This is a genomic window from Kribbella voronezhensis (assembly GCF_004365175.1).
GTDB classification, from domain to species: domain Bacteria; phylum Actinomycetota; class Actinomycetes; order Propionibacteriales; family Kribbellaceae; genus Kribbella; species Kribbella voronezhensis.
In genome coordinates this window covers 353,510-379,456 of the sequence record NZ_SOCE01000002.1, presented here as the reverse complement: position 1 = coordinate 379,456, position 25,947 = coordinate 353,510, and the positions used below count along the sequence as shown (strand labels likewise).

At 68.0% G+C, this 25,947-nt stretch carries 24 protein-coding genes; 9 read left to right on the top strand and 15 right to left on the bottom strand.

Going from position 1 to position 25,947, the window contains the following annotated elements:
• Window positions 1-127 precede the first annotated feature (127 nt).
• The 10 genes from EV138_RS29145 to EV138_RS29100 all read right to left on the bottom strand — a co-directional run bounded on the left by EV138_RS29145 (window position 128) and on the right by EV138_RS29100 (window position 9,042).
• Window positions 128-667 carry an adenine phosphoribosyltransferase gene (locus EV138_RS29145; RefSeq protein ID WP_133982700.1) on the bottom strand — a complete coding sequence of 180 codons (540 nt, stop codon included), beginning with the start codon at window positions 665-667 and terminating at the stop codon, window positions 128-130.
• A complete protein-coding gene (gene secF, locus EV138_RS29140) occupies window positions 667-1,842 on the bottom strand; it encodes a protein translocase subunit SecF (protein WP_133982698.1) in 1,176 nt (391 codons plus the stop codon). The genes EV138_RS29145 and secF overlap by 1 nt, the downstream gene beginning before the upstream one ends.
• Entirely contained in the window at window positions 1,842-3,611 is a 1,770-nt protein-coding gene (gene secD, locus EV138_RS29135) for a protein translocase subunit SecD (RefSeq protein WP_133982696.1), read from the bottom strand. The genes secF and secD overlap by 1 nt, the downstream gene beginning before the upstream one ends.
• 81 nt (window positions 3,612-3,692) lie before the next feature.
• Window positions 3,693-4,136 (bottom strand): preprotein translocase subunit YajC, encoded by a 444-nt coding sequence (yajC, locus tag EV138_RS29130; RefSeq protein ID WP_133982694.1) that lies wholly within the window; start codon window positions 4,134-4,136, stop codon window positions 3,693-3,695.
• 265 nt (window positions 4,137-4,401) lie between these two features.
• A complete protein-coding gene (gene ruvB, locus EV138_RS29125) occupies window positions 4,402-5,454 on the bottom strand; it encodes a Holliday junction branch migration DNA helicase RuvB (RefSeq protein WP_133982692.1) in 1,053 nt (350 codons plus the stop codon).
• Window positions 5,455-5,457: 3 nt separating this feature from the next.
• Entirely contained in the window at window positions 5,458-6,060 is a 603-nt protein-coding gene (gene ruvA / locus EV138_RS29120; protein ID WP_133982690.1) for a Holliday junction branch migration protein RuvA, read from the bottom strand.
• Window positions 6,061-6,160: 100 nt separating this feature from the next.
• On the bottom strand, window positions 6,161-6,748 hold the full coding sequence (ruvC, locus tag EV138_RS29115) for a crossover junction endodeoxyribonuclease RuvC (protein ID WP_202867054.1): 588 nt from the start codon (window positions 6,746-6,748) through the stop codon (window positions 6,161-6,163).
• Window positions 6,749-6,830: 82 nt separating this feature from the next.
• The gene (locus EV138_RS29110) at window positions 6,831-7,304 is read right to left on the bottom strand and encodes a DUF2231 domain-containing protein (protein ID WP_133982686.1); all 474 of its coding nucleotides are present in this window, start codon (window positions 7,302-7,304) and stop codon (window positions 6,831-6,833) included.
• A gap of 65 nt (window positions 7,305-7,369) precedes the next feature.
• Window positions 7,370-8,536, bottom strand: a complete 1,167-nt coding sequence (locus tag EV138_RS29105) for a GNAT family N-acetyltransferase (protein WP_133982684.1) — start codon at window positions 8,534-8,536, stop codon at window positions 7,370-7,372.
• Window positions 8,537-8,577: 41 nt separating this feature from the next.
• Window positions 8,578-9,042, bottom strand: a complete 465-nt coding sequence (locus tag EV138_RS29100; RefSeq protein ID WP_133982682.1) for a hotdog fold domain-containing protein — start codon at window positions 9,040-9,042, stop codon at window positions 8,578-8,580.
• Window positions 9,043-9,163: 121 nt separating this feature from the next.
• On the opposite strand from EV138_RS29100, the gene EV138_RS29095 reads away from it, so the two are divergent.
• The 9 genes from EV138_RS29095 (at window position 9,164) to EV138_RS29055 (ending at window position 21,443) form a co-directional block, all read left to right on the top strand.
• Window positions 9,164-10,177, top strand: a complete 1,014-nt coding sequence (locus tag EV138_RS29095; protein WP_133982680.1) for a LacI family DNA-binding transcriptional regulator — start codon at window positions 9,164-9,166, stop codon at window positions 10,175-10,177.
• Window positions 10,177-10,809 (top strand): DUF1961 family protein, encoded by a 633-nt coding sequence (locus EV138_RS29090; RefSeq protein ID WP_238158489.1) that lies wholly within the window; start codon window positions 10,177-10,179, stop codon window positions 10,807-10,809. The genes EV138_RS29095 and EV138_RS29090 overlap by 1 nt, the downstream gene beginning before the upstream one ends.
• Before the next feature lie 180 nt (window positions 10,810-10,989).
• Window positions 10,990-11,619, top strand: a complete 630-nt coding sequence (locus EV138_RS29085) for a YesL family protein (protein ID WP_133982678.1) — start codon at window positions 10,990-10,992, stop codon at window positions 11,617-11,619.
• Window positions 11,616-13,160 carry an extracellular solute-binding protein gene (locus EV138_RS29080; RefSeq protein WP_133982676.1) on the top strand — a complete coding sequence of 515 codons (1,545 nt, stop codon included), beginning with the start codon at window positions 11,616-11,618 and terminating at the stop codon, window positions 13,158-13,160. Before EV138_RS29085 ends, EV138_RS29080 begins: the two co-directional genes overlap by 4 nt.
• 57 nt (window positions 13,161-13,217) lie before the next feature.
• On the top strand, window positions 13,218-14,201 hold the full coding sequence (locus EV138_RS29075) for an ABC transporter permease (RefSeq protein WP_133982674.1): 984 nt from the start codon (window positions 13,218-13,220) through the stop codon (window positions 14,199-14,201).
• Window positions 14,202-14,216: 15 nt separating this feature from the next.
• Window positions 14,217-15,110, top strand: a complete 894-nt coding sequence (locus tag EV138_RS29070; protein WP_133982672.1) for a carbohydrate ABC transporter permease — start codon at window positions 14,217-14,219, stop codon at window positions 15,108-15,110.
• Window positions 15,107-17,704 carry an exo-rhamnogalacturonan lyase family protein gene (locus EV138_RS29065; protein ID WP_133982669.1) on the top strand — a complete coding sequence of 866 codons (2,598 nt, stop codon included), beginning with the start codon at window positions 15,107-15,109 and terminating at the stop codon, window positions 17,702-17,704. Before EV138_RS29070 ends, EV138_RS29065 begins: the two co-directional genes overlap by 4 nt.
• Window positions 17,677-20,379, top strand: a complete 2,703-nt coding sequence (locus tag EV138_RS29060; RefSeq protein ID WP_133982667.1) for an exo-rhamnogalacturonan lyase family protein — start codon at window positions 17,677-17,679, stop codon at window positions 20,377-20,379. Before EV138_RS29065 ends, EV138_RS29060 begins: the two co-directional genes overlap by 28 nt.
• A complete protein-coding gene (locus tag EV138_RS29055; RefSeq protein WP_133982665.1) occupies window positions 20,376-21,443 on the top strand; it encodes a rhamnogalacturonan acetylesterase in 1,068 nt (355 codons plus the stop codon). Before EV138_RS29060 ends, EV138_RS29055 begins: the two co-directional genes overlap by 4 nt.
• A 95-nt stretch (window positions 21,444-21,538) precedes the next feature.
• Here EV138_RS29055 and EV138_RS29050 read toward each other — a convergent pair whose 3' ends face one another.
• From EV138_RS29050 to EV138_RS29035, 5 genes are all read right to left on the bottom strand, one after another.
• The gene (locus EV138_RS29050; RefSeq protein ID WP_133982663.1) at window positions 21,539-22,300 is read right to left on the bottom strand and encodes a YebC/PmpR family DNA-binding transcriptional regulator; all 762 of its coding nucleotides are present in this window, start codon (window positions 22,298-22,300) and stop codon (window positions 21,539-21,541) included.
• A 34-nt stretch (window positions 22,301-22,334) separates the two neighbouring features.
• Window positions 22,335-22,928, bottom strand: a complete 594-nt coding sequence (pdxT, locus tag EV138_RS29045) for a pyridoxal 5'-phosphate synthase glutaminase subunit PdxT (RefSeq protein ID WP_133982661.1) — start codon at window positions 22,926-22,928, stop codon at window positions 22,335-22,337.
• A complete protein-coding gene (locus tag EV138_RS37440) occupies window positions 22,925-23,494 on the bottom strand; it encodes a DUF6891 domain-containing protein (protein WP_166678785.1) in 570 nt (189 codons plus the stop codon). Before EV138_RS37440 ends, pdxT begins: the two co-directional genes overlap by 4 nt.
• A gap of 31 nt (window positions 23,495-23,525) precedes the next feature.
• Window positions 23,526-24,452, bottom strand: coding sequence for a pyridoxal 5'-phosphate synthase lyase subunit PdxS (gene pdxS / locus EV138_RS29040; protein ID WP_439649018.1), 927 nt, complete (start codon window positions 24,450-24,452; stop codon window positions 23,526-23,528).
• Window positions 24,453-24,521: 69 nt separating this feature from the next.
• Complete coding sequence (locus tag EV138_RS29035; protein WP_133982657.1) at window positions 24,522-25,877, bottom strand: aminotransferase-like domain-containing protein; 1,356 nt, start codon at window positions 25,875-25,877, stop codon at window positions 24,522-24,524.
• Window positions 25,878-25,947: the final 70 nt, after the last annotated feature.

The following is a 25,947-nucleotide window of genomic DNA, read 5'->3' as shown; positions in this document are numbered from 1 at the left end:
CTTCGTATCCCTCCGCCGACAGACCACCAGTCTAGGGGGAAGGCGTCAACGAGTCAGACACGGCCTGTGGACAACACGCCGACCCGGCCCCGCTGGTACGACGGCGAAGGTGCCCGGCGGGCCGACTTCAGACAGTGACGAGAGCGCTGACCTGCTCCCCGTCGAGCCGCTTGCGGCCCGGCAGGAAGGACAGTTCCAGCAACACCGTCGTCCCGACGACCTCGGCGCCACACCGCCGTATGAGCCGCAGGCAGGCTTCGACCGTGCCGCCGGTGGCGAGCACGTCGTCGATCACCAGCACCCGGTCACCCGGCTCGAAGGCGTCCTGGTGCACCTCGATGGTCGCCTCGCCGTACTCCAGCGCGTACGACTCCTCGTACGTCGCCGACGGCAGCTTGCCCTTCTTGCGGACCGGGACGAACCCGGCGCCCAGGGCGAGCGCGACCGGAGCGGCCAGGATGAAGCCGCGGGCCTCGATCCCGACCACCTTGTCGATCACGACCTTCCCGTCGGCGTCCCGGCCGGCGGTGGCCAGCGCCTGGACGACCAGGCTGAATCCCTCGTGGTCCGCCAGCAGCGGGGTGATGTCCTTGAACACCACCCCTGCCTGCGGGTAGTCCGGGATGTCGCGGATGCCGTCGGTGAGGACCTTCTCGAGCGAGCGCATCACTTACCGCGCTTGGACCGCGGCTTGCGGGTCGGCTGCGGGCGGCCTGCCCCGGTCGACGACTTGACCGGCCGGCTCGACGTCACCGGCGTACCGGCCTTCGGGCGGTCCTGCTTGCGGGCTGCCGGTTCGCTCGTCGCGACCGTTGCCGTAGCGGCGGCCGGTACCGGCTTGCTTGCGGCAGCAGCGACGGTCCCGCCACGCTTGGCCTCGACCCGGCGACGCAGCGCCTGCATGCCCGGCTCACGCTCCTTGAAGGTGGCCAGCAGGGCCGGGGCGATGAAGACCGAGGAGTACGCACCGACGGCGATACCGACGAACAGCGCCAGCGACAGGTCCTTCAGCGGTCCGGTGCCGAGCACCACGGTGCCGACCACGAGGATCGACCCGACCGGCAGCAGCGCGATCAAGGTGGTGTTGATCGACCGTACGACGGTCTGGTTCACGGCGAGGTTGGTCGCGTCGCTGTAGGTGAAGCGGTTGTTCCCGGTGATGGCCCGGGTGTTCTCGCGGACCTTGTCGAAGACCACGACGGTGTCGTACAGCGAGTAACCGAGGATGGTCAGGACGCCGATCACGGTCGCCGGCGTGACGTCGAAACCGATCAGCGCGTAGACGCCGACCGTGATGGTGACGTCGTGGATCAGCGCGATGATCGCGGCCATCGACGCCTTCGGTTCCCGGAAGTAGACCCAGATCACCCCGAACACGAGGATCAGGAACACGACCAGGGCCAGGATCGCCTTGTTCGCGATCTGGTCACCCCAGGAGGCGCCGATCTGCGAACGGCTCACGTTCGAGGCCGGAACGCCGGCCTCCTTGGCGATCGCCGCCTGGACCTTGACCACGTCGTCCTGGCTCAGCGGCCGGGTCTGCACCCGGACCTTGTCGGAGCCGACCGTGGTGACGACCGGGTCGCCCAGGTCGTGTGCGTTCGTGGACTTCACCGCGGCGGTGAAGTCGTCGATGGTGTTGCTGGTGACCTTCACGGTCGTCTGGTACTCGACGCCGCCCTTGAACTCGATTCCGAGGGCCAGGCCCCGGGCGAACAGGCCGCCGAGGGAGATGACCACCAGCGCGATCGAGATGCTGAACCACAGCTTGCGGTGGCCGATGAAGTCGTAGGAGACCTCGCCACGGTGCAACTTGGCACCGATGCTTCCGAGCTTCGACATCAGACCTCGCCTCCCACGGGCTTACGCGTCGACGGCTTGGCCGGACGGGCTGTCGGTTTCATCTGGCCGGGCAACCGCTCGACGCCGAGATGCTCCGGGTCGAGCCCGGACAGCTTGTGACCGTGGCCGAAGAAGTCGGTCCGGGCCAGCAGGGTCACCAGCGGCTTGGTGAAGATGAACACGATCAGCAGGTCGATCAGGGTGGTCAGGCCGAGCGTGAACGCGAAGCCCTTCACGCCGCCGACCGCGAGGATGTACAGCACCGCGGCGGCGAGCAGCGAGATCGAGTCGGCCGCGATGATGGTGTGCTTGGCGCGGGCCCAGCCGGTCTCCACCGAGGAGCGCAGGCTGCGGCCTTCGCGGACCTCGTCACGGAGCCGTTCGAAGTAGATGACGAACGAGTCCGCGGTGATACCGATGGCGACGATCAGACCGGCGATACCGGCCAGCGTCAGCGTGAAGCCGATCGCCTTGCCGAGCAGTACGACCGAGGCGTAGGTGAGCGCGGCCGAGATGGCCAGCGACAGCACCACTACCAGACCCAGACCGCGGTAGTACAGGAACGAGAAGATCAGCACCAGGATCAGGCCGATGATGCCGGCCGTGATGCCGGCCGACAGCTGGTCGCCACCGAGCTGCGGGGAGATCGTCTCGACCGAGGACAGGTCGAAGGTGACCGGCAGCGCGCCGTACTTCAAGACGTTCGCCAGGTCGCGCGCCTCGGACTCGGTGAACGAGCCGGTGATCTGCGCCTGACCACCCGGGATCGGGCCGGACACGCTCGGGGTCGAGATCGAGACGCCGTCCAGCACGATCGCGAACAGGTTCTGGCCCTGGCCGCGCTGGGAGATGTTGGTGGTGGCGTCGAGGAACTTCTTGCCGCCGTCACCGGTGAACTTCAGGTTGACCTGCCAGGCGAACCCACCCTGCGGGATGCCCGCCGAGGCGTCCGACAGATCGGTGCCCTTGAGGATCGCCGGGCCGAGCAGGTACTTCGACGTACCGGCCTTGTCGCAGGAGATCAGCGGCTTGTCCGGCAGGTCCCGGTTCGGGTCGTCCTTGTTCAGCGTCGCGCACTGGGCCGCCGCGAACGCTGCCTGGGTGGTCGCGTCCGGCGTCCACTTCAGCGGGTCACCGGTGACCTTCGGCAGCTCCGCGGCGGGCGTGGCCGGCGTGCTGGGCTTCGGCGTGGCCGTCGGCGTCGCGCTGGGGTTGGGAGTCGGGGTCGGCGTGGCATTGGACAGCACGCTGCTCCAGGCCCGGCCCTTCGGCGTCGTCGCCGGAGTCGACGGTGGCTTGATCGTCGAGCTCGGCTTCGGGGTGGCGCTGGTCGACGGCTTTCCGCTGGGGGTACCGGTCGGCGTGGCCGTCGGCGTCGGCACCGGGCCGCCCGCCTGCGCGTCGTACACGATCCGGAAGTACAGCAGCGCGGTCTGGCCGACCTGCTTGATCAGGCTCTCCTGGTTCGAGCCCGGCACCGCCACGTTGATCAGGTTGCGACCCGACGTGGTGATCTCGGATTCACCGACACCCGCACCGTTCACCCGCTGCGAGATGATGTTCTTCGCCTCGGAGAGCTGGTCGGCGGTCACCTGGCCGCCACCGGCCGATGACTTCGCGGTCAGCGTGATGGTGGTGCCACCGCGCAGGTCCAGGCCGAGCTTGGGCTTCCAGGACCTGGTCAGCCCCATGATCCCGAACAGCAGGACCAGGATGACCGCCAGGACGATCAGGAGCCGTCCCGGGCGGGATGTCGTCGTCGTTGCCACGTCAGATTCAACCTTTGCGTTACTGGGCGCGCCGCAGGGTCACCAGGACGCTTGCGCGCCGCACGCCGATAGGACGGAAAATCAGTTCTCGGTGTGCGTGGGCGGCAGCTTCGCCTTGTCCTGCACCTTGCCACCGGTCTCCGGTACGTCGACCGTGTCACGGGCCTCTTCCGCCGCGACCTCGTCGGCCGGCTCCTCGGTGCCGGCGGCCTCGTCGGCCGGCGCCTCGGCGTCGTCCGGGATCACGCGGCCGACCGCGGCCTTGACGAGCTGGATCAGGACGCCCTCGGAGATCTCCAGCGTCACGTACTCGTCGTCGACCTCCTCGACGATGCCGACCATCCCGCTGGTGGTGATCACCTTGGTGCCGGGCGTCAGCATGGCGACCGTGTCGGCCTGCTTCTGGCGCTGCTTCTTCTGGGTCCGGCTCATGAACCAGATCATCCCGACGATCAGGACGAGCGGAAGCAGGAGCGTGATGCCCCCTCCGCCGGAGGAGGCCATCGGTACGGCGATCAGTTGCATCGGGACTCAGAATCCTTCGTCGAGAGTACGGGTGTCCTGCGCGCTCTGCTCAGGCGCGCAGGGTACGGCGGGATGGCCGAGGTCAGGCCACCGGGGAGTCTAACCCTGAGCGGCGAGAAGTACCTCATGACAGGGGGTCACGTTTGCGTTACTCGTCACCCCTTCCAACGACCCCGGCGGCCGGATCGTGCCCACCATCCGACCCGCGCCCGGGACCGATGTCAAAAGCTGCAAGCTGGGTCGAAACGACCGTACCGACGCGGAATTACTCGTCCTCGGTGTCGAAGAGGGTGTCGGCGAACGTCGCACCCTTCGGTACGGCGAGGCCGAGGTGCCGCCAGGCCGCCGGGGTGGCGACCCGGCCACGCGGCGTACGGGCCAGGTAGCCGGAGCGGACCAGGAACGGCTCGGCGACCTCTTCCACCGTCTCGCGTTCCTCGCCGACGGCGACCGCGAGCGTGGACAGGCCGACCGGTCCCCCGCCGAAGCGCCGGCACAGCGCCTCCAGCACCGACCGGTCCAGCCGGTCCAGGCCCATCTTGTCCACCTCGTACAGCTCGAGCGCGGATCTCGACAAGGCGATCGTGACGATTCCGTCCGCCCGCACCTCGGCGAAGTCGCGGACCCGGCGGAGCAGCCGGTTCGCGATCCGGGGTGTGCCCCGGGACCGGGACGCGATCTCGGCCGCGGCCTCGTTGGTGATGTCGACCTCGAGCAGCGCGGCCGAGCGCTTGATGATCTTCTCCAGCTCGGCGGCCTCGTAGAACTCCAGGTGCCCGGTGAACCCGAACCTGTCCCGCAGCGGCCCCGGCAGCAGGCCCGCCCGGGTGGTGGCCCCGACCAGCGTGAACGGCGGGATCTCCAGTGGGATCGCGGTCGCGCCCGGCCCCTTGCCGACGATCACGTCGACCCGGAAGTCCTCCATCGCCATGTAGAGCAGTTCCTCGGCCGGACGCGACATCCGGTGGATCTCGTCCAGGAACAGCACTTCGCCCTCGTTCAGCCCGGACAGGATCGCGGCGAGGTCACCCGCATGCTGGATCGCCGGCCCGCTCGTCACTCGCAGCGGCGCCGACAGTTCGCTGGCGATGATCATGGCCAGCGTGGTCTTGCCGAGCCCGGGCGGACCGGACAGCAACACGTGATCAGGAGCCCGGTTGCGACCGCGGGCCGCGTGCAGAACCAGTTCGAGCTGCTCGCTCACCCGGCGCTGACCGCCGAACTCCGCCAGCGTGCGCGGTCGCAGCGCGGACTCGATCTTGCGTTCCTCGAGATCCGCCAGGTCTGCCGACACCAGCGGCCGGACGTTGTCTTCCATCCCTTATGCCTTCGACAGGGCGCGCAGGGCGGCCCGAAGGAGATCGGGCACCGACGGCTCGGTACTGTCCGCGGCCAATGGCGACACCGCGATGACCGCGTCGTCCGCGTCGCGCGCCGACCAGCCGAGGCCGACCAGACCGGCATGAACCTGCTCGCGCCAAGCCTCGCTCGAGTGCAGCGGCCGTCCGGCCACCACCCGCGACGGCGCACCGATCTTGTCCTTCAACTCCAGCACGAGTCTCTGCGCGACCTTCTTACCTACGCCTGGGATCTTCACCAGCATCGCCAGGTCCTCGTGCGCGACAGCCTGTCGCAGCTGATCCGGGCTCAGTACCGCGAGCGCCGCCTGGGCCAGCTTCGGACCCACACCCGACGCGGTCTGCAGCAGCTCGAACAGCTCCTTCTCGTCTGCGTCCGCGAACCCGTACAGCGTCAGCGAGTCCTCCCGCACCACCATCGAGGTGGCCAGCTTGAACTCCTGCCCCGGCCGCAGCGTCGCCAGCGTTCCCGGGTGGCAGTAGAGCTGCAGCCCCACTCCCCCGACCTCGATCACGCAACTGTCCAGCCCGATCGCGGCCACCGGGCCACGCACGAACGCGATCATCGCCAACCTCCCCGTACTGCGGGCCGACCGCCCGCCGTCGCCTGCGTCCTACCAAGAGCCGCGCCGCCGTCCCGTACTGCGAACAGGCGCGCCGCCGTCGTCATCGTTGCCCACTCTGCGCCGCGACCGCGGCCCGCAGCCTCGCCACCTGCAGCCGGGACTGCGCCTGGGCCTTCGCCTCCAGCTCGGCCCGGCTTCCAGCGGCCTCCTGCAGCCTGCTCGTCACGCCACCGCGCCAGACATGGCAGATCGCCAGGGCGAGCGCGTCCGCGGCGTCGGCAGGGGTCGGACGCACATCGAGCTTCAGGATCCGGGTGACCATCGTCGTCACCTGCTCCTTGCCGGCGCGACCCGATCCGGTGACGGCAGCCTTCACCTCACTCGGCGTGTGCAGCGCCACCGGCAAGCCACGCCTGGCAGCAACCACCATCGCGACCCCGGAGGCCTGGGCCGTCCCCATCACCGTCCGCACGTTGTGCTGCGCGAACACGCGCTCGACCGCGACCGCGTCCGGCTGATGCTCGGTGATCCACTCGTCGATCCCGGCCTCGATCCGGACCAGCCGTTTGGCCACGTCCAGGTCGGCGGGCGTCTTGATCAGGCCGACGGCGATCAGCCTCGGCGGCCGTCCGGGGGTCCCCTCGACGACGCCGAGGCCGCACCTGGTCAGACCAGGGTCGACACCCAGTACGCGCATGGACTACCTCCGAACGTGTGTTCGACAACCCTAGTAGCCCACTCGCCCACCAAGAAATCGACGCGCCGACCGCTCAGCGGTGCTGTGCCTGCCCGCCGACCTGGTCGCCCCAGGCAGCCCGTGCTCCCGACTCGCCGACCCGGTAGACCTGTACGCCTGCGGCAACTGCCGCGAGCACTGCGACCACAGAGATCACAGTCCCCGCCAGCGGGCGTCGTGCGATCCGGTCGGTGATCCCCCGGTCGACCAGCACCAGAGCGACGGCCGTGATCAGCAACGGCACGGCGAACCAGATCAGCTGGTCACCCAGCTCGGCGTGTTCCCCCGGATCCCCGACGTGCTTCTCCAGAGACTCGCCGCTGGAGGTGGCTACCGGGATGAGCAGGGTGACGACCAGAGCACAGGCGGCAACCAGCACGCCGTACCGAGCTCGCCAGGCCGGGCGGATCACCAGGGCGAGCACGCCCAGGATCGTGACGGGCAACAGGACCACGACGGCGTGGACCACGAGGGGATGGATCGGCAGACCGTTGATCGTGTCGAACATGGGGCGGTGCCCTCCTGTAGAAGTTGAGGAGGGCACAGAGTAGGGACGCGATTCTTAGCCGCTGCTTAGAAGTAGTCGAGCATGTACGACGCGCTGGTGAAGGCGGTGTCCAGAGCGGGATCGTTCGCCGGTGAGCCGCCGAGGGCGAGACCGGCGCGGCGCAGGGTGGCGAGCGGCGTACCGGCGTACAGGGCGGCCAGGCCGCGGGCGTTGAGGCGAAGGGCCTCGCCGCTGGCGGTGGAGGATGTGAGCGCGCCGGCGCCGTCAGCGACGGACAGGTGCCAGCGGCCGGTGTTGCTCGGCAGTTCGGGGTCGTCGAGTTCCAAGTCGACCTCCAGCGACGCTCCGAGCGCGAAGCCGCGGGCCGCGATGGCTGCGGGTGCGTCGAGAAGGCGCAGCATCCATCGCTGGAGCTGCGCTTGCTTGTCGGCCTCGTGCTCGATCAGGAGATGGATCGGGTCGGTGGGTGGGACGTACGCATTCACAGTGCGGGCGATGGACGAGCCGGAGCCGACAGTGGCCCACAGAGCGCGTGCGGTCGCTTCGGAGCCGGCGATGATCTCGTCGACCCGCAGGTCGCCGCCGTCCCAGTTGTAGACGACGAAGCCGTCTTCTGCGAGATAACCGAAGTTGTCGTCGTCCGCGAGCCAGTCGGCGACCTTGGACTCTGCCCAGACCAGCGGACCACTGGTACGACCCGCAGTGTGTGCCTGGGCGACCAACTCGAGGATCCGAGCGGCGTCGTCGGCACCTGCCCGGCGTACGGCGACTTCCTTGCCACCAAGGGCTCGCAGGCCGGCCGCGGGGAAGCTGAACCGATAGCGCCCGCCACCGAACTCGTACCCGAGTTGGCGATAGATCACCGTGGTCGCCGGATACAGCGCGGTCAGCGGATACCCCTTCTCCACCGCTCGCTGCAGCACGCCGCGCATCATCAGACTGCCGACGCCACGACCTCTGTACTCCGGTGAGACGACGACTCCCGCGACTCCGGCCATCGGCACCTGCCGGCCGCCCCACCACTGCTGGAAGTCCCAGAACCGGGCGCCCGCGACGACCTCGTCGCCGTCCGTCACCCCGAGGAAACGGCCGTCGTCGACGAACTCCTTGGCGTCCTTGATCCAGTTCTCCCGGCTGGCCGCGTCCAGTGGGCCGAACGATCTGGACCGGACCCGGACCACGTCGTCGAGGTGTTCGGCGGCGATGTCGACGAGTCGCAAAGCATCAGTCACGGCACGACCCTACGACGCCTGGTTGAGGCCAGGCGAGGGCATTACTTCTTCCGGTCGGTGACCCACAGGTTGATCGTGCCCTCGACCACCACGGTACCGTCGGAGCGGACCGCCTTCACCCGCACCGGTACGTCGGGACCGGCGCTCCAGGCGTCCGGGTCGGTCTCGGCCGAGCAGGTGAGATCCGAGGTCGACCTGGCGAGGTACGCGATCTCCATTCCCTTGGGCAGCCAGCGCTTCCCGCTGGGCACCGTCGCCTCGGCAAGGGCACCCATGGCCGCCTCCAGACCGTTGCACACGGCAATGGCATGCACGGTACCGATGTGGTTCTGCACCGCCCGCCGCTTCGGCAGCACGAGTGCGGCGTAGTTCGGGCTGACCTGCACGAACCGCGGCCGGACCGAACGGAAGTAGGGCGCCTTCCAGGTGAACGCGACCGAGAACAGCCTCGTCCCACCGGGCATCCCGCGCAGTCTCTCCCACATGCCGAGCACTTGAGTGGCCATGGCGAGGATGTTACTCGGCAGTCACTTAGCTTGTCGAGCGGCGTTGAACCGGTGATTTAGACGATTCAATCCGGCGCCGATAAGCTGGTCGTCCGAGTCGGCGGCGGTGACATGAGGAGCGATGGCAACTCCCAGCATCAAGGAGGTCGCGCAGCACGCCGGGGTCTCGGTCGGGACGGTCAGCAATGTCCTGAACCGTCCGTCGATCGTGGCGCCCAAGACCCGGCAACGGGTGCTGGACACCATCCGCGAGCTCGGTTTCGTGCGCAACGAGGCCGCCCGGCATCTGCGCCTCGGTCGCGGCCGGACCGTCGGCCTGGTGGTGTTCGACGTGGCCAACCCGTTCTTCACCGACCTCGCCGAAGGCGCCGACGAGGTCGCCTACGAGCACGACATCGTGGTGATGCTCTGCAACAGCAAGACCGATCCGGTGCGCGAGGGTCATCACCTCGACCAGCTCGAACAGCAACGCGTGTTCGGCATTCTCATCACGCCGTACGACAGCACGGACCCAGGTCTGCACGCGCTGGTCGCCCGCGGTACGCCAGTGGTCCTCGTCGACCGAACCGCCGACAGCGGCCTGTGCTCGGTCTCGGTGGACGACCAGGTCGGCGGACGACTGGCCGGCCAGCACCTGATCGAGTCGGGCCATCGGCGGATCGCCTTCATCGGCGGACCGCTCGGCATGCAACAGGTGGCGGACCGGCTGGCCGGGATCACCGGCACCGTCGAGAAGGCCGGCGACGTCGAGTTGCAGACCTTCGAGGTCGCCGTCATGGGCGTCGCGCACGGTCGCGAGGCCGGCGAGAAGATCGCCGCCCTCCCTCGCCGCTCCCGCCCGACCGCGGCCTTCTGCGGCAACGATCTGCTGGCGCTCGGATTCCTGCAGGCGATGGCCGCGGCGGGTCTCCGGGTGCCGCAGGACATGGCGATCGTCGGGTACGACGACATCGGGTTCGCCGCCGCTGCCGCCGTACCGCTGTCGTCGGTCCGGCAGCCGGCCGGGCAGCTCGGCCGGACCGCGATGCAGCTTCTGCAGGAGGAGGTCGAGGACGCCGAGCGGCACAGCCACCGCCAGGTGATCTTCCAGCCGGATCTCGTCGTCCGCCAGTCCAGCGACTACACCCGGGACTGATGATGAGCTACCGGAACGCGTTGGCCTCGGCTGCCGACCTGGACGGCTGGAGACTGGAAGGCGACGGCGCGGTCTCCTTCCCGCTCGGCCGGCTGCGGCTGGAGAGCAAGCGTCCGCCGGCGGACGGGCAGGATGCGAACGTCGTGCTCTGGTGCCCGGAGGACTTCGGGCCCGACGTCACGGTGGAGTGGGATTTCTGGCCGATCCGCGAGCCCGGGCTGTGCATCCTGTTCTTCCACGCCAAGGGCCGCGACGGCGAGGATCTCTTCGACCTCGCACCGAGGACCGGGCCGTACGAGCAGTACCACCACGGCGACCTGGACACCTATCACGTGTCGTACTTCCGCCGCCGCTGGCCGGCCGAGCGCGCTCTGCACACCTGCAATCTGCGCAAGAGCTACGGCTTTCACCTCGTCGCCCAGGGACCCGACCCGCTCCCCTCGGTCATGGACGCCGCAGGCCCGTACGCACTGAGGCTGTCGATCCAGGACGGCCTGATCACCTTCGCGATCAACGGCCTGGTCTCGTTCAGCTGGCGCGACGAGCATCCGCTCGGCGGCGGCAAGCTCGGCTTCCGGCAGATGGCGCCGATGATCGGCGAGTACGCGAACCTGCGGATTTCCCGGCCCTGAGAACGGCTTCGGGCAACCGCTTGCCCGATGCCTGACAAACGCTTTCCGAAGCGTTGACATTGAGACGATTCAACTATACGGTCACAACACTTTTCACCCGTAACAGCCTCGTCTCAAGGCAGGTAGGTCCGTGAAACAAACCCCGATCAGGACGTGGCCGCGGCCCGGCCCTGGCCGCAGATGAGTACGCAGGGTTGGTCGATCCGTCTCTACGACGCGGCGGACGAACTCGTCTGGGCGATCAAGCTCAACTTCCTCCTGCTCGCCTTCACGCTGCTGGGCGGTGTCGCGCTGGGTGTCGGCCCGGCCACGCTCACAGCATATTCCCTGGCCAGACGCAGGTCTTCGGGTGAATCGTTTCACGCCTTGCCTGCCTTCCGGGCCGGCTTTCGCCGGGAATTCGCCCGGGGCGCTGTCGTGGTGCTGCCGCTGCTGACCGTGGCGGTCGTCCTCACCGGCAACTACCTGTACTTCGCGTCCCTCGGGGCGCGGGCGTCGATCCCCCGGCTCGCCTGCTTCGTCGCGCTGGGCGTGCTCACGGTGATCGCGGCCTACCTGCTGCCGATGGCCGTTCACTACGACCTCCGGCCGCGCGACCTGCTGCCCAAGGCCTCGCTGATGGCGATCTCGCACCCGGCGTCGTCCGTCGTCCTGCTCTTCGTCTTCGTCACCATCGCCTACCTGTCCACGACCTTGCCGGTGGTCGGGCTGGTCCTGGCGGCCGGCGGCTGGATCCAGCTGAACACCTGGCTCTGCCTGCGCTTCTTCGCCGAGAACGAGGCGCGCCTGCATCTGAAAGGGAACTCATGACCATCCTGTCCCGTCGGCGCCTCGCCGTCGCCGTCGTCTCCGCGACGGCACTGCTCGCCACCGCCTGCTCCGGCAGCGGCGACAAAGAACAGCAAGCCTCGAGCAACGAACTGACGGTGATGGCGCCGCTGTTCGGCACCGCACCCGACCCCAGCGGCGAACTGCAGCAGGCCGTCGAGAAACTGGTCGGCAAGAAACTCAAGATCACCTGGGTGCCGAACGCGGAGTACGGCGACAAGACCAACGTCACGCTGGCCTCGGACAGCATCCCCGACCTGATGGTGGTCAACGAGAAGGGCCCGTCGTTCGTCAAGGCGGCCGAGGCCGGCGCCTTCTGGGACCTGACCGGCAAGCTCGACAAGTACCCGAACCTCAAGCCCGCCGACGAGCAGACCGCCAAGAACACCACGGTCAACGGCAAGACCTACGGCATCTACCGGGTCCGGCCGCTGCTGCGCTCCGGCATCGTGATCCGCAAGGACTGGCTGGCCAAGCTCGGCCTGCAGGAGCCGAAGACCGTCGACGACCTGTACGCCGTCGCCAAGGCGTTCACCGAGCGCGACCCGGACGGCAACGGCAAGAAGGACACCTACGGCCTGATCATCCCGAAGTGGCCCGGCTTCTACGCCAGCGCCAGCCCGTACGACGTGGTCGAGACCTGGTTCGGTGCGCCGAACGGCTGGGGCGAGCGCAACGGCAAGCTGGTCCCGGGCTTCGACACGCCTGAGTTCCTCACGGCGGAGCGCTGGTTGCGCAAGTGGGTGACCGAGGGCCTGGTGAATCCTGACTTCGCCACCTTGGACAGCGCGAACTGGAACGACCCGTTCGTGCAGGGCAAGGGCGGCATGATCATCGACGTCAACGTCCGGGCGACCCAGCTGCTCGACCTGTTCAAGGAGAAGAACCCCAAGGACTTCGACAAGGTCACTTTGGTCGGCAACCTGTCGCTTCCCGACGGCAAGAAGTACTCCTACCCGTTCACCGGCTACAACATGGTGATCGCGGTCTCCAAGCAGCACATCCGCACCGAGGAGCAGCTCGACCAGGTGCTGCAGGCGCTGGACAAGCTGGAGTCCAAGGAGGGCTCGGTCCTGCTCACCAACGGGATCGAGGGCCGCAACTTCAAGGCCGACGGCAAGTACGCCGTACCGATCAACCAGGACGACCCGAAGGTGAAGGCGATCCAGAACGACGTCGACAAGGCCTTCATCCAGCTGGGCACCCGGGCCAGCGTCGGGATGGGCGCCTACCAGCTGAAGCCGAACGACGCGGCCAGCCGGGCGATGCGGGAGGAGTTCGACGTGCTGATGAACGAGGACCTGAAGACCGCGGTGTTCAATCCGGTGCTCGGGGTGATCGCGCCGACCTCGATCTCGAAGGGTCAGTCGCTGCAGAACATCATCCCCGACGCGCGGATCAAGTACCTGTCCGGTGCGATCACCGAGGACCAGCTGAAGGCGGAGATCAAGCGCTGGTACGACAGCGGCGGCACGCAGATCGCCAAGGAGACCAACGAGCTGGCTGCCAAGGTCGGCGGCTGACCCACTTGCGCGGGGCCCGGAGGTGTCCGGGCCCCCTCGATCCGAAGGGAGGGCGCCATGGCCACCGATCTGGCGCCGAACCAGGTGGTGCCCCCCGCCGCTGAGGTGAAGCAGGCCCCGCCGCGGAAGCCGCGACGACCGCTGGGACGCGAGTTGCTGCGCTACCGCTGGCTGTACGTGATGCTGCTGCCCGGCCTGGCGTACTTCGCCCTCTTCAAGTACCTGCCGATGTACGGCCTGACGATCGCCTTCAAGGACTACGTGCCCTTCCTCGGCTACTCCGGCAGCCAGTGGGTGGGACTCGAGCACTTCCGCGAACTGTTCACCGGGCCGGACTTCGGCAGGTTGATGTTCAACACGCTGCTGCTGGCGCTGCTCACGATCGTGTTCGTCTTCCCGGCACCGATCGTGGTCGCGCTGATGCTGAACGAACTGCGGATGAAGGTCGTCAAGCGGTCCGTGCAGTCGCTGATCTACATCCCGCACTTCCTGTCCTGGACGATCGTCGCGTCGCTGACCTACCTGTTGTTCTCGGTGGACTTCGGCGTGATCGCCGGCTGGGTGCACAGCCTGACCGGCGGGCCGAAGGTGGACTACGTCGCGCAGGCCGGCTGGTTCCGGCCGCTGATCGTGCTGCAACTGCTCTGGAAGCAGACCGGCTGGGGCACGATCATCTACCTCGCGGCGCTGGCCGGTGTCGATTCGCAGCTGTACGAAGCGGCCCGGGTGGACGGCGCCGGCCGCTGGCGGCAGTTCTGGCACATCACGCTGCCGGCGATCCAGCCGACCATCGTGGTGATGGCGATCCTCACCTCGGGCCACCTGATGGATTCGGGCTTCGAGCAGATCTGGCTGATGACGACCTCGCTCAACCGCGACGTGGCCGACGTGTTCGACACCTTCGTGTACTACGTCGGCATCACCCAGGGTTCGTTCAGCTACGCGACCGCCGTCGGCCTGTTCAAGGGCGTCATCGGCGTCGTACTGATCTTCGGCTCCAACCGGCTGGCCAAGCGTCTCGGCCAGCGGGGACTGTTCTGAGAAGGGGCTGTGATCATGGCGAGAAAACAAACCGTCCGGTACTACGACTCCCCCGGCAGCCGCGCGTTCGACATCGCCAACGTGCTGCTGCTGACGGGACTGGCCGTCGTCACGGTGCTGCCGCTGCTCTACGTCCTCGCGGGCTCGTTCGCCTCCGAGTCCGAGATCAGCTCCCGGCCGTTCTTCCTCTGGCCGCAGAAGTTCGTCATCAGCACCTACCAGTACATCTTCTCCACCGACACCTTCGTCCGGGCGCTGCTGACGACGATCTGCGTGACGGCCGTCGGCACGGTCGTGCAACTCCTGCTTACGCTGACGATGGCCTACCCACTGGCCAAGCGGTACCTGCCGGGCCGGGCTCTGGTCCTCAATCTGGTGATCTTCACGCTGGTCTTCAGCGGCGGGATGATCCCGACCTATCTGGTGGTGCGTGATCTCGGCCTGCTGGACAACTATCTGGCGTTGATCTTGCCCTTGGCCATCAACCCGTTCTACCTGATCGTCGTGAAGAGCTTCTTCCAGGAACTCCCCGAGGCGCTGGAAGAAGCGGCCCGGATCGACGGCTGCAACGAGCTGAAGGTGTTCTGGTGGATCGTGCTGCCGCTGTCGAAACCGATCATCGCGACCTTCTCGCTGTTCTACGCGGTGGCGATCTGGAACGACTACATGTCACCGCTGCTCTACATCGACGACAGCAAGAAGTGGACGTTGCAGATGATCGTCCGCCAACTCACCGCGGCGAACGCGGACTCGGCCAACGTACTGCAGCAACTGGAGACCGTGTCGTTCCCTGAGCAGGGCCTGAAGTTCGCGGTCGTGGTGGTCGCGACGCTGCCGATCCTGTTGTTCTACCCGTTCCTGCAGAAGCACTTCGCCAAGGGTGTGCTGATCGGGTCGGTGAAGGAATGACGACCCTGCACTGGCTCGAAACCCCTTGCAGGCAAGGCGTTACCTGTGGCGTTCCCTGGCCGCGTGGGACGGTCGTTGCCGACAGCACCTTCGCCTTGGCCGACGGCACCGCGCTGCAGAGCTGGGTCACGGCGACCTGGCCCGACGGCTCGGTCAAGTGGTCGGCCCACGCAATCGGCCCGGCCGCACACCCGGCGGGTTCCTACGATCTCGTGCCGAACCAGAGGCCGTCGGCTCCCGACGACCCGGTCGAAGTGAACACGACCGATGACGAGATCCGGGTCAGCACCGGTGAGATCACTTGGGTACTACGGAAGCCGCAGCTCATCGCGTCCATCCGGTACGGCGAGCGCGAGGTCTCGCGGAACGTCCGGCTGGTCAGCCTCCGCCAGGACGCCCCGGACGAGGACGGCAGTCGCGACCGCCAGGAGACGACCGCGACCACGCACCGGATCGTCGTAGAGCAGGACGGCCCGGTGCGTGCGGTGGTCAGGTTGGAAGGCCGCCACGGCGACTGGCTGCCGTACACGGTTCGCCTCTACTTCTACGCCGGCGCGACCGACGTACGGATCGTTCACAGTTTTGTCTGGGACGGTGATCCGGACCGGGATTTCCTTGCAGGGTTGGGACTCAGCGCCGACGTACCCCTGTCCGACGAGCCGCACGACCGCCACGTCCGGCTGGCTGGGCCGGCCGGATTTCTCACCGAGGCGGTGCGCGGCCTGACCGGGTTGCGCCGCGACCCGGGCGAGTCAGTACGGCGGGCGCAGGTGGCCGGGCGTCCGGTCGGGGAGATCGGCAATCGGGAGGTGTCCGAGCGTCTGCACCTGATCCCGCAGTGGAACGACTACACGCTGGACCAGAGCAGCGCCGACGGCTTCACCCTTCGCAAGCGGACCGGCCCGGGCCAGGCCTGGGTGACGATCCCGGCCGGGACGAGGTCACCGGGGTACGGGTACGTCGGTGGTGTCAGCGGCGGTCTCGGCTTCGGCCTGCGGGACTTCTGGAAGCTGCACCCGACCCGCCTCGACATCCGCGGCGCCGCGACCGACGCGGCCACCGCGACCGTCTGGATGTGGTCGCCGAGCGCACCGGCGATGGACCTGCGCTACTGGCATGACGGGATGGACCAGGACAGCTTCGCCGAGCAACTCGAAGGCCTGGAGATCACCTACGAGGACTACGAACCGGGTTTCGGCAACGCCCACGGCATCGCCCGCACCCACGAACTCACGCTGCGCGCCCACGACACCACCCCCACTGCCGCCGACCTGGCCGAGCACGGGGAACTCCTCAACTCCCCCGGTCTCCTGACCGCCTCACCCGCTCGCCTGCTCGAGGCCGGTGTCTTCGGCAGTTGGGATCTCCCGGATTCGGACCACCAGGACATCGAAGGCCGGCTGAACTTCCTCTTCCAGTACTACGTGAGTCAACGCGAGCAGCGTCGCTGGTACGGCTTCTGGGACTACGGCGACGTCATGCACACCTACGACGCCGACCGGCACACCTGGCGGTACGACGTGGGCGGGTACGCCTGGGACAACTCGGAGCTCTCGCCGGATCTGTGGCTCTGGTACCAGTACCTGCGCACTGGTCGCGCCGACGTATTCCGCTTCGCCGAGGCGATGACGCGGCACACCGGCGAGGTCGACGTACACCACTTGGGCCGCTGGAAAGGGCTCGGCTCCCGTCACAACGTGCAGCACTGGGGTTGCAGCTGCAAGCAGCTCCGGATCTCCAGCGCGATCTACCGGCGCTTCTACTACTACCTGACCGCCGACGAGCGCACCGGCGACCTCCTCGACGAGCTCGCCGACGCCGAGAACACCTTCCTGGCGGTCGATCCGCTGCGCAAGGTGCGGACCGATGTCTACACTCCCGACCCGCAGGCCCTGTCGGTCGGGCTGGGAGTGGACTGGGGAGCACTGGCCGCGGCGTGGCTGACCCGGTGGGAGCGGTACGGCGACGAGCGGGCGCGGGCCCGCTTGATGGGAACCATGGCCGACATCGCCGCACTGCCGTACGGATTCCTCACCGGACAAGCGCTGCTGGACCTGTCGACCGGCCGCTTCGGCACCGGCCGCAAGGCGGTCTCGGTGTCGCACCTGTCTGCCGTCTTCGGGTTACCCGAGATCTGTTCCGAGCTGATCGACCTCGACCTCGACGTACCAGGGTTCGAGAAGGCATGGCTCGACTACTGCCGGCTGTACCTCGCTCCTGCCGAGCAGCAGGTCGCAGAGTTGGGCCACGCGTTGACCGGGATCTCGCTGGTCCAGGCGCACAGCCGCCTCGCCGCGTACGCCGCCGCGCGCACCGGCGACGTGGGGCTCGCGGAGCTGGCCTGGCGCAAGTTCTTCCTCGACGAAGGCGACCAGCTCAACCGCAACGCCCTGCAACGCGAACCGGCCTGGCGAACGACCGCGATCGACGGTGCCTTGATGCCCGTCGACGAGGCGCCCTTCGTGAGCACCAACGACGCGGCCCAGTACGGCCTGGCCGCCATCCAGAACCTTGCCCTCGTTCGAGAACACCGCCCCGACCATCGACCTGACAGAGGTGCCACAGCATGGAGATCACCCGTCGACAAATCCTAGCCACCTTGGCTGCCGCCCCGGTGGCCTCCCTGATCGACCTGCCCACCGCGGCCGCGCGGCCGGCCGCAGTACCGGCGGTGAACCTGACGTGGCTCGAAGGCCGGCCGGCGAGCGCGGCCGTGACGACGTGGGGCACGCCTTGGCCTAAGGGAGCGGTACGTGCGGAGCAGACGTTCTCGCTCACCGCGGCGGACGGCAGCGCAGTACCGGTGCAGAGCTGGCCGACGGCGTACTGGCCGGACGGCACGCTGAAGTGGAGCGCACACGCCATTGCCGCGTCGAACCCTGCTCACTCCTACACACTGGCGCCCGGTACTGCGGCCGTACCCGCCACGGCTGTGACGGTGAAGGACGAGAAGAGCTACCTCGACGTCGACACAGGGGTGATCAAGGCTCGCATCCGCAAGAGCGGCTCGGAGCTGATCAGCCAGCTCTGGCGGGACGGGGTCGAGATCGCGCGCAAGGGCACCCTGGTCAACCTCAAGCAGGACAAGATCGCCGAGGACGAGCAGGGCAGCGTCAGCCGGGAGCGGTTCGAGAGCTCCGTCGAGAGCGTGGTCGTCGAGCAGTCCGGTCCGGTTCGCGCCGTCGTACGGATCACCGGCAAGCACACGACCACCAACACCAAGGGAAAGGCGTGGCTGCCGTTCACGGTCCGGCTGTACTTCTACGCGGGCGCTGAGAACGTCCGGATGATGCACACGTTCGTGTACGACCGCGATGGTCAGCACGACTACATCGCCGGGCTCGGTGTGCGGTTCCGGGTGCCGCTGCGCGACGCGTCGTACGACCGGCACATCCGCTTCGCCGGTGAGTCGGGTGGCGCGTTGAGCGAAGCGGTGAAGGGCATCACGGGGCTGCGTCGCGATCCGGGGGCTGCTGTCCGGGCTGCACAGATCGCCGGGACCAAGCTGCCCGATCCGGCTACCTGGGACCAGCGGGTGACGACGCGGCTGCAGTACATCCCAGAATGGGGCGACTACACGCTGAGCCAGCTGTCGGCCGACGGCTTCACCGTGAAGAAGCGGACGAAGAAGGGGTACGGCTGGATCGCGGTCGACCAGGGCAAACGCGCGCCCGGTCTCGGTTACGTGGGCGGGGTCAGTGGTGGCCTGGCGTTCGGGTTGCGCGACTTCTGGCAGCGGCATCCGACCCAGCTCGACATCCGCGACGCGCACACCGCCGAAGCCGAGGTGACGGTGTGGCTCTGGTCGCCCGACGCCGGGGCGATGGACACGCGGTTCTACCACGACGACATGGGCGAGGACACCTATCCGGAGCAGCTCGAGGGCCTCAACATCACCTACGAGGACTACGAGCCGGGCTTCGGTACGCCGTACGGGATCGCCAGGACCAGCGAGTTGACGTTCTGGGCGCTGGCCGCGACGCCGACGGCCGAGCGGCTCAGCTCGATGGCCGACCAGGTGCGGACTCCGCCGCAGCTGGTGAACCCGGTGGACCAACTGGTGTCGACGAAGGTGTTCGGTGGCCTCGTCACGCCGGTCGACCGCTCGCACCCGGCGAAGAAGGCGATCGAGGACCACCTGGACTTCCTGTTCGACTACTACCGCGGCCAGGTGGAGCAGCGGCACTGGTACGGGTTCTGGGACTACGGCGACATCATGCACACGTTCGACGAGGACCGGCTGGTCTGGCGGTACGACGTGGGCGGCTACGCGTGGGACAACTCGGAGCTGTCACCGGATCTGTGGCTCTGGTACTCGTTCCTGCGGTCCGGCCGGGCCGACATCTTCCGCTTCGCCGAGGCGATGACGCGACACACTGGTGAGGTCGACGTCTACCACCTCGGCCAGTGGGCCGGCCTGGGGACGCGGCACGGCGTACAGCACTGGGCGGACAGCGCCAAACAACAGCGGATCAGTACTGCGATCTACCGGCGGTTCTACTACTACCTCACGGCCGACGAACGCACCGGTGATCTACTGTCCGAACTGGTCGACTCCGACCGGACCTTCCTGGTACTGGACCCGCTCCGCAAGATCCGCACCGAGCCGTACACACCGGACCCGCATGCCTTGTCGATCGGGCTCGGCACCGACTGGAGTGGACTGGCGGCCGCCTGGCTGACCGAGTGGGAACGCCACGGGCCGAAGGCCGAACTGGCGAAGACCAAGTTGCTGGCGACGATGGAGACCATCGGTGCCATGCCCAACGGCCTCGTGACGGGTAGCGGCCTGTACGACCTGGACACCGGGCGGTTCGCGCCGGTCACCGAGAAGACGGTCAACGTCTCGCACCTGAGCGCGATGTTCGGCCAGGTGGAGATCTGCGCCGAACTACTCGACCTGGTGGAGCTGCCGGCGTTCGAGAAGGCCTGGCTGCAGTACTGCCGGCTCTACAACGCCACCCGCGAGGAGCAGACGGCCGAGTGCGGCGCGTACTTCCCCAACCTCATCCTGCGGCAGGGCCACGCGCGACTCACCGCCTACGCGGCGGCACGACTCAACCGGGACGACCTCGCCGCTCGTGCCTGGAAGGAGTTCTACACCGGCGACGGCTATGCACCGACGCTGCCGTGGAGCGCGCAGCCCGTCACCAAGACGCTCAACCCGACACAGGCCGCCACGTGGGTCTCTACCAACACCACAGCGCTCTACGGCCTTGCTGCGATCCAGACCTTGGCCCTGGTCGGCGACCAGATCGTGAACCCATGACCCCGCGCATCGTCGCCGGCGCACTGGCCCTCTGCGCCGGCCTGACCTTCACGCAGCCAGCGGCGGCCGGCGGTCTCGGCCCGGCGCCGCATCCCGACCCCGCGTTGCTCTCGCACTGCAGCGGCGTACAGCCGATCACGTGCACCTTCGACGTACCGCCTGGTCACTACGACGTGACGGTGATGCTCGGCGACCGGCACGAGGCTGCTCGGACCGAGGTGTACGCCGAGGCGCGCCGGCTGATGGTTGCCTCGACCGAGACGGGGGCAGGCGAGCTGGTACGGCGTACGTTCACCGTGAACGTCAGGTCACCCGAGGGACAGCAGAACGGCTTCGGCGGCCCCGGTACGCCGGGGCTCACGCTGACCTTCTCCGGGTCGGCGCCGAAGGTCAGCGGGATCGGTCTGGCGTCGGCTGCTTCGGCGACGCCCCGGTTGTTCGTGGCCGGCGACTCGACCGTGACCGACCAGGAGACACCGCCGTACACCGGGTGGGGTCAGCGCCTTCCGAAGTGGTTCCGGCATGGACTGTCGGTCGTCAACCACTCCGGCTCGGGTGAGAGCTCGGTGTCGTTCCTGGCCGAGCCGGCGATGTGGGCTGGTCTGCAGCCTCAGTTGCGACCGGGCGACGTCGTACTGGTCCAGTTCGGCCACAACGACAAGCAGACGACCGCCGAACAGTTCCGGGCCAATCTGACCGAGATCGTGCGGGGCGTGCGTGCGAGTGGGGCGTCGCCGGTGCTGGTGACGCCGATCGTCCGGCGCTGGTTCACCGGGAGCACGCTCAACTCGACCGGGCTGATCGTCAACGGACTGGGCGTGGACCTGCCTGCGGAGATGCGGTCGGTCGCGGCGACCGAGGCCGTGCCGCTGATCGATCTGACGGCCCGGAGCCGAGCAGTGGTGGAGGGGCTCGGTCCTGAGCAGGCCAAGGCGCTCTACCTCACCCGCGAGAAGCGGGACGACACGCACACGCCGGAGTACGGCGCTACCGTCTATGCCGACCTGGTCGCCGTCGGACTCCGCGAGCTCGGGCTGGTGGGCGACCGCTACTGGGCGGACTGAGCGCGACCGCCGTACCGGTCGTGAAGTCATGACAGAAGCACAGCAGGGCGTGTCTGGTTTCCAGACACGCCCTGCTGTTCAAGCGGAGGGTCGGCTCAGCCGACCTGCTCCATGACCTCGTCGGAGATGTCGAAGTTGGCGTAGACGTTCTGCACGTCGTCGCTGTCCTCGAGCGCGTCGATCAGCCGGAAGATCTTGCCGGCGCCCTCGGCGTCCAGCTCGACCGTCATCGACGGCACGAACGACGCGTCGGCCGACTCGTAGTCGATCCCGGCCTCCTGCAGCGCGGTCCGGACCTTGACCAGGTCCGAGGCCTCGCTGATCACCTCGAAGGACTCGCCGAGGTCGTTCACTTCGTCGGCGCCGGCCTCCAGGACGGCCTCCATCACGTCGTCCTCGGTGAACTTCTTGCCGTCCTGCTCCTTGGCGAGCACGATGACGCCCTTGCGGTTGAACAGGTACGCGACGCTGTTCGGGTCCGCGAGCGAGCCGCCGTTGCGGGTCATCGCGGTCCGGACGTCGGCCGCGGCCCGGTTCCGGTTGTCGGTCAGGCACTCGATCAGCATCGCGACGCCGTTCGGCCCGTAGCCCTCGTACGTAATCGACTGCCAGTCCGCGCCACCGGCCTCGGCGCCGGAGCCACGCTTGACCGCGCGGTCGATGTTGTCGTTCGGGACCGACGACTTCTTCGCCTTCTGGACCGCGTCGTACAGGGTCGGGTTGCCGGCCAGATCACCGCCGCCGGTCCGGGCGGCCACCTCGATGTTCTTGATCAGCTTCGCGAAGAGCTTGGCGCGCCTCGAGTCGATGACCGCTTTCTTGTGCTTGGTGGTGGCCCATTTGGAGTGGCCTGACATCGCGAACCCAACCCTTCTACCGCCTGCTGCTGACTTAGAGGTCGCGCACCAGATCGGCGAAGTATCCGTGCAGCCGGGCGTCACCCGTCATCTCGGGGTGGAACGACGTGGCCAGCAGCCGATCGTGGCGAACCGCGACGATCCTACCTTCGGCGGGGCCCGACCTCACCGTCGAGAGTACTTCGACGTCCCTACCGACCCGTTCCACCCACGGTGCCCGGATGAACACCGCGTGGTACGGCGAGTCGAAAGCCGCGAACTTCAGGTCGGCCTCGAACGAGTCCACCTGCCGCCCGAAGGCGTTCCGCCGTACGGTCACGTCGAGTCCGCCGAGCGTCTCCTGGCCCTCGATCCCGCCGGTGATCTCGTTCGCCAGCATGATCATCCCGGCGCAGGTCCCGAACGTCGGCATCCCGTCCGCGATCCGCTTCTGCAGCGGCTCGAACAACTCGAACGAGCGGGCAAGCTTGTCCATCGTGGTCGACTCGCCGCCGGGCAGCACGAGCCCGTCGACCTCGGCCAGCTCCGACGGCCGGCGTACCGGGCGTGCCTCGACGCCGACCTGCGCCAGCATCGCGAGATGCTCGCGGACATTGCCCTGCAGGGCGAACACGCCGATCACCGTCACAGCCGAACCCTCCGATGCCAGTCCAGGGAGACCTCGATGCGGCCCTCGTCGAAGACCGCGGGGAGGTCACGTTCATGAAGCAGAGCCAGTACGTCGTCCAGCAGCGGCTCGCCGGGTGCGACATTGGCCGTGTCCGGGTGCCAGACCTTCAACTCCAGCATCCCGAAGTCGACCGCGTGCCAGACATCGGTGTCGGTGAAGAACACCAGACCCTTCGGATCCGCCGCTGCCTCCAGCGCCTTCCGCGCCTCGTGGTGATCGGCGCAGTACCGCACCACCACGACCCCCAGCGCCTCCAACTCACCCAGTACCACGTCCAGCCGGTCGACGTCCGTCTCACCAGGCCAGCCCTTCGCGTCCTCACGCACGGCCTGGAGAGCCTCGTCGATCAGCTCCGGAACCAGCGTCGCCGGGTCCGCGCTGGGCGCATCCTCCGTCACCGCCTCGGTGAGGGCGGCGGTGACGGCGGCACGGTCGGCGTAGCCCGACCGGACCAGCACGCGGGCGAGCCCGCGCAGCTCCCGTCCGGTCCGCTCGTCCAACCCTGCCGCCGCGCCACCCGTCATCGGTTCGCCCGACGGGCGCCGTGGGCCTTGATCACCAGCCGCGCTCGGCGAGGCGGTGGGGCTGGGGGATCTCATCGACGTTGATGCCGACCATGGCCTCGCCCAGGCCGCGGGAGACCTTCGCGAGCACGTCCGGGTCGTCGTAGAAGGTCGTGGCCTTGACGATCGCCTCGGCGCGCTGGGCCGGGTTGCCCGACTTGAAGATGCCGGAGCCGACGAACACGCCCTCGGCGCCGAGCTGCATCATCATCGCGGCGTCGGCCGGGGTCGCGATCCCGCCGGCGGTGAACAGCACCACCGGGAGCTTGCCCGCCTGGGCGACCTCCTTGACCAGCTCGTACGGCGCCTGCAACTCCTTGGCGGCGACGTACAGCTCGTCCTCCGGCAGGTTCTGCAGCTTGCGGAGCTCCTGGCGGATCTGGCGCATGTGGGTGGTCGCGTTGGAGACGTCACCGGTGCCGGCCTCGCCCTTGGAGCGGATCATCGCCGCGCCCTCGGTGATCCGGCGCAGCGCCTCGCCCAGGTTGGTCGCGCCGCAGACGAACGGAACGGTGAAGTTCCACTTGTCGATGTGGTTGGCGTAGTCGGCCGGGGTGAGCACCTCGGACTCGTCGATGTAGTCGACGCCGAGGCTCTGCAACACCTGCGCCTCGACGAAGTGACCGATCCGGGCCTTGGCCATCACCGGGATCGAGACCGCGCTGATGATCGAGTCGATCATGTCGGGGTCGCTCATCCGGGAGACGCCGCCCTGGGCGCGGATGTCGGCCGGGACCCGCTCGAGCGCCATCACCGCGACGGCACCGGCGTCCTCGGCGATCTTCGCCTGCTCGGCGGTGACCACGTCCATGATCACGCCGCCCTTGAGCATCTCGGCCATCCCGCGCTTCACCTTCGCGGTACCGGTCTGCGGGCTGTTCTGGGTCTCGGTCACTACATCCTCCTGGTCGCTGGACACGTCCCCAGCGTAGGTCGAACGGTATGGCGATCTTCAGTCCACCTCAGATCAACTGGACTGAGCGCTTCGTCAGCGAGCCTGGGCCAGCGCGGCGCCGAGGCGGGCGACGACCAGGCGCAGTGTGGCCGGTGGAGCGGTGAACGGGATCCGGATGTGCCGCCGGTCCGTACCGTCGGGCGTGAACAGATCCCCGGCACCCAGCAGCAGTCCCTGCTCGCGCGCCGCGTCCAGCACCCGCCGAGCCCGGACGTCGGTCAGCTCCAGCCACAGCGTCATTCCCCCGGTCGGCGTCGCCCAGGCCACTCCGTCCAGCGTCTTCAGTCCGGCTTCCAGTGCCTGCAGGTTGGCTCGCAGCCGCGTCTTGCGCCGGGAGATCACCCGGTCGAGCCTGCCGAGGATCGCCTGGGCCAGTAGGTCGTCCAGTGCACTGGGCGAGACAACGCTGAGCTGGGCCGAGGTGTTGATGCGCCTGCGCAGTTGCCGACCGGTCCGGACCCACCCGACCCGCAGTCCGCCCCAGACGGTCTTGCTGAGCGAGCCAACGCTCACAGTGCGCGGGTAGCGGCTCAGCGGCTCGGGCTGGTCGCCACTGGCCAGCCAGAGGGGTCGCATGGTCTCGTCGCTGATCAGAGCAGCGTCGTACCGTCTGGCGATCTCGACCACCGCAGTACGGCGATCGGCCGGCAGGCTCAGTCCGGTCGGGTTGTGGTTGTCCGCCTGCAGGTAGATCACCTTCGGCTTGTGCCGCCTGCACAGGTGGGCGAGCTGGTCCGTGTCCCAGACACCGGCCGGCCAGCCCACTACGTCGAGGCGGTGCTTGCGGAGAAGGTCAAAAGCCGCTGGGTACGTCGGAGACTCGGTGATGGCTACTCCGGGTCCCAGGTCCAGCCCTGCCAGTGCCGCGTTCAGCCCGGCGGCCGCGCCGACGGTGAGAGTCAGCTGGCCCGGCTCTGTCGGCACACCCTCCTTGGTGAGGCGCTCGGCCAACGCAGTACGAAGCTCCAGCGAGCCTCCAGGCGGTGGGCCGTCCCCACCCATAGCCTGCGGCAATCCCTCGGCCACGATCTGCGCTGCGACCTCGGCTACGTCATGTGGAGCAGCGGTCGTGGCGAACCGCAGATCCAGCATCGGCTGATCCCCTGCGGTGACGGTCGACGCCGGCGCGATCGGGTCGAGCAACCGGTCCAGCGGGCGCACATGTGTGCCGGAGCCACGCTTCGTCTCCAGTACGCCATCTGACCGCAACTGATCCAGAGCCCGTACCACGGTGACGCGACTGAGCCCGAGCCGCTCCGACAACACCCGCTCGGACGGCAACCGCGACCCGATCGACAACTCTCCCCGCTCGATCCGCCGCAACACCAGAGCTTCGACCTGCTCGGTCTTCGTCCCGTCCGCCGGATCCAGATCACTCCCCCGCCACATAAGTCCAGTCTGACACCACTGGACTACCACCCCATGCCGTGGGGAGCTGCCGGGAGCAAATGTCGGTGGG

Coding starts and splice junctions, on each gene's coding strand:
- EV138_RS29145 (WP_133982700.1), bottom strand. CDS start 667: ATGCGCTCGCTCGAGAAGGTCCTCACCGACGGCATCCGCGACATCCCG.
- secF (WP_133982698.1), bottom strand. CDS start 1,842: ATGTCGAAGCTCGGAAGCATCGGTGCCAAGTTGCACCGTGGCGAGGTC.
- yajC (WP_133982694.1), bottom strand. CDS start 4,136: ATGCAACTGATCGCCGTACCGATGGCCTCCTCCGGCGGAGGGGGCATC.
- ruvB (WP_133982692.1), bottom strand. CDS start 5,454: ATGGAAGACAACGTCCGGCCGCTGGTGTCGGCAGACCTGGCGGATCTC.
- ruvA (WP_133982690.1), bottom strand. CDS start 6,060: ATGATCGCGTTCGTGCGTGGCCCGGTGGCCGCGATCGGGCTGGACAGT.
- EV138_RS29110 (WP_133982686.1), bottom strand. CDS start 7,304: ATGTTCGACACGATCAACGGTCTGCCGATCCATCCCCTCGTGGTCCAC.
- EV138_RS29100 (WP_133982682.1), bottom strand. CDS start 9,042: ATGGCCACTCAAGTGCTCGGCATGTGGGAGAGACTGCGCGGGATGCCC.
- EV138_RS29095 (WP_133982680.1), top strand. CDS start 9,164: ATGGCAACTCCCAGCATCAAGGAGGTCGCGCAGCACGCCGGGGTCTCG.
- EV138_RS29090 (WP_238158489.1), top strand. CDS start 10,177: ATGATGAGCTACCGGAACGCGTTGGCCTCGGCTGCCGACCTGGACGGC.
- EV138_RS29085 (WP_133982678.1), top strand. CDS start 10,990: ATGAGTACGCAGGGTTGGTCGATCCGTCTCTACGACGCGGCGGACGAA.
- EV138_RS29080 (WP_133982676.1), top strand. CDS start 11,616: ATGACCATCCTGTCCCGTCGGCGCCTCGCCGTCGCCGTCGTCTCCGCG.
- EV138_RS29075 (WP_133982674.1), top strand. CDS start 13,218: ATGGCCACCGATCTGGCGCCGAACCAGGTGGTGCCCCCCGCCGCTGAG.
- EV138_RS29070 (WP_133982672.1), top strand. CDS start 14,217: ATGGCGAGAAAACAAACCGTCCGGTACTACGACTCCCCCGGCAGCCGC.
- EV138_RS29065 (WP_133982669.1), top strand. CDS start 15,107: ATGACGACCCTGCACTGGCTCGAAACCCCTTGCAGGCAAGGCGTTACC.
- EV138_RS29060 (WP_133982667.1), top strand. CDS start 17,677: ATGGAGATCACCCGTCGACAAATCCTAGCCACCTTGGCTGCCGCCCCG.
- EV138_RS29055 (WP_133982665.1), top strand. CDS start 20,376: ATGACCCCGCGCATCGTCGCCGGCGCACTGGCCCTCTGCGCCGGCCTG.
- EV138_RS29050 (WP_133982663.1), bottom strand. CDS start 22,300: ATGTCAGGCCACTCCAAATGGGCCACCACCAAGCACAAGAAAGCGGTC.
- EV138_RS37440 (WP_166678785.1), bottom strand. CDS start 23,494: ATGACGGGTGGCGCGGCGGCAGGGTTGGACGAGCGGACCGGACGGGAG.
- EV138_RS29035 (WP_133982657.1), bottom strand. CDS start 25,877: ATGTGGCGGGGGAGTGATCTGGATCCGGCGGACGGGACGAAGACCGAG.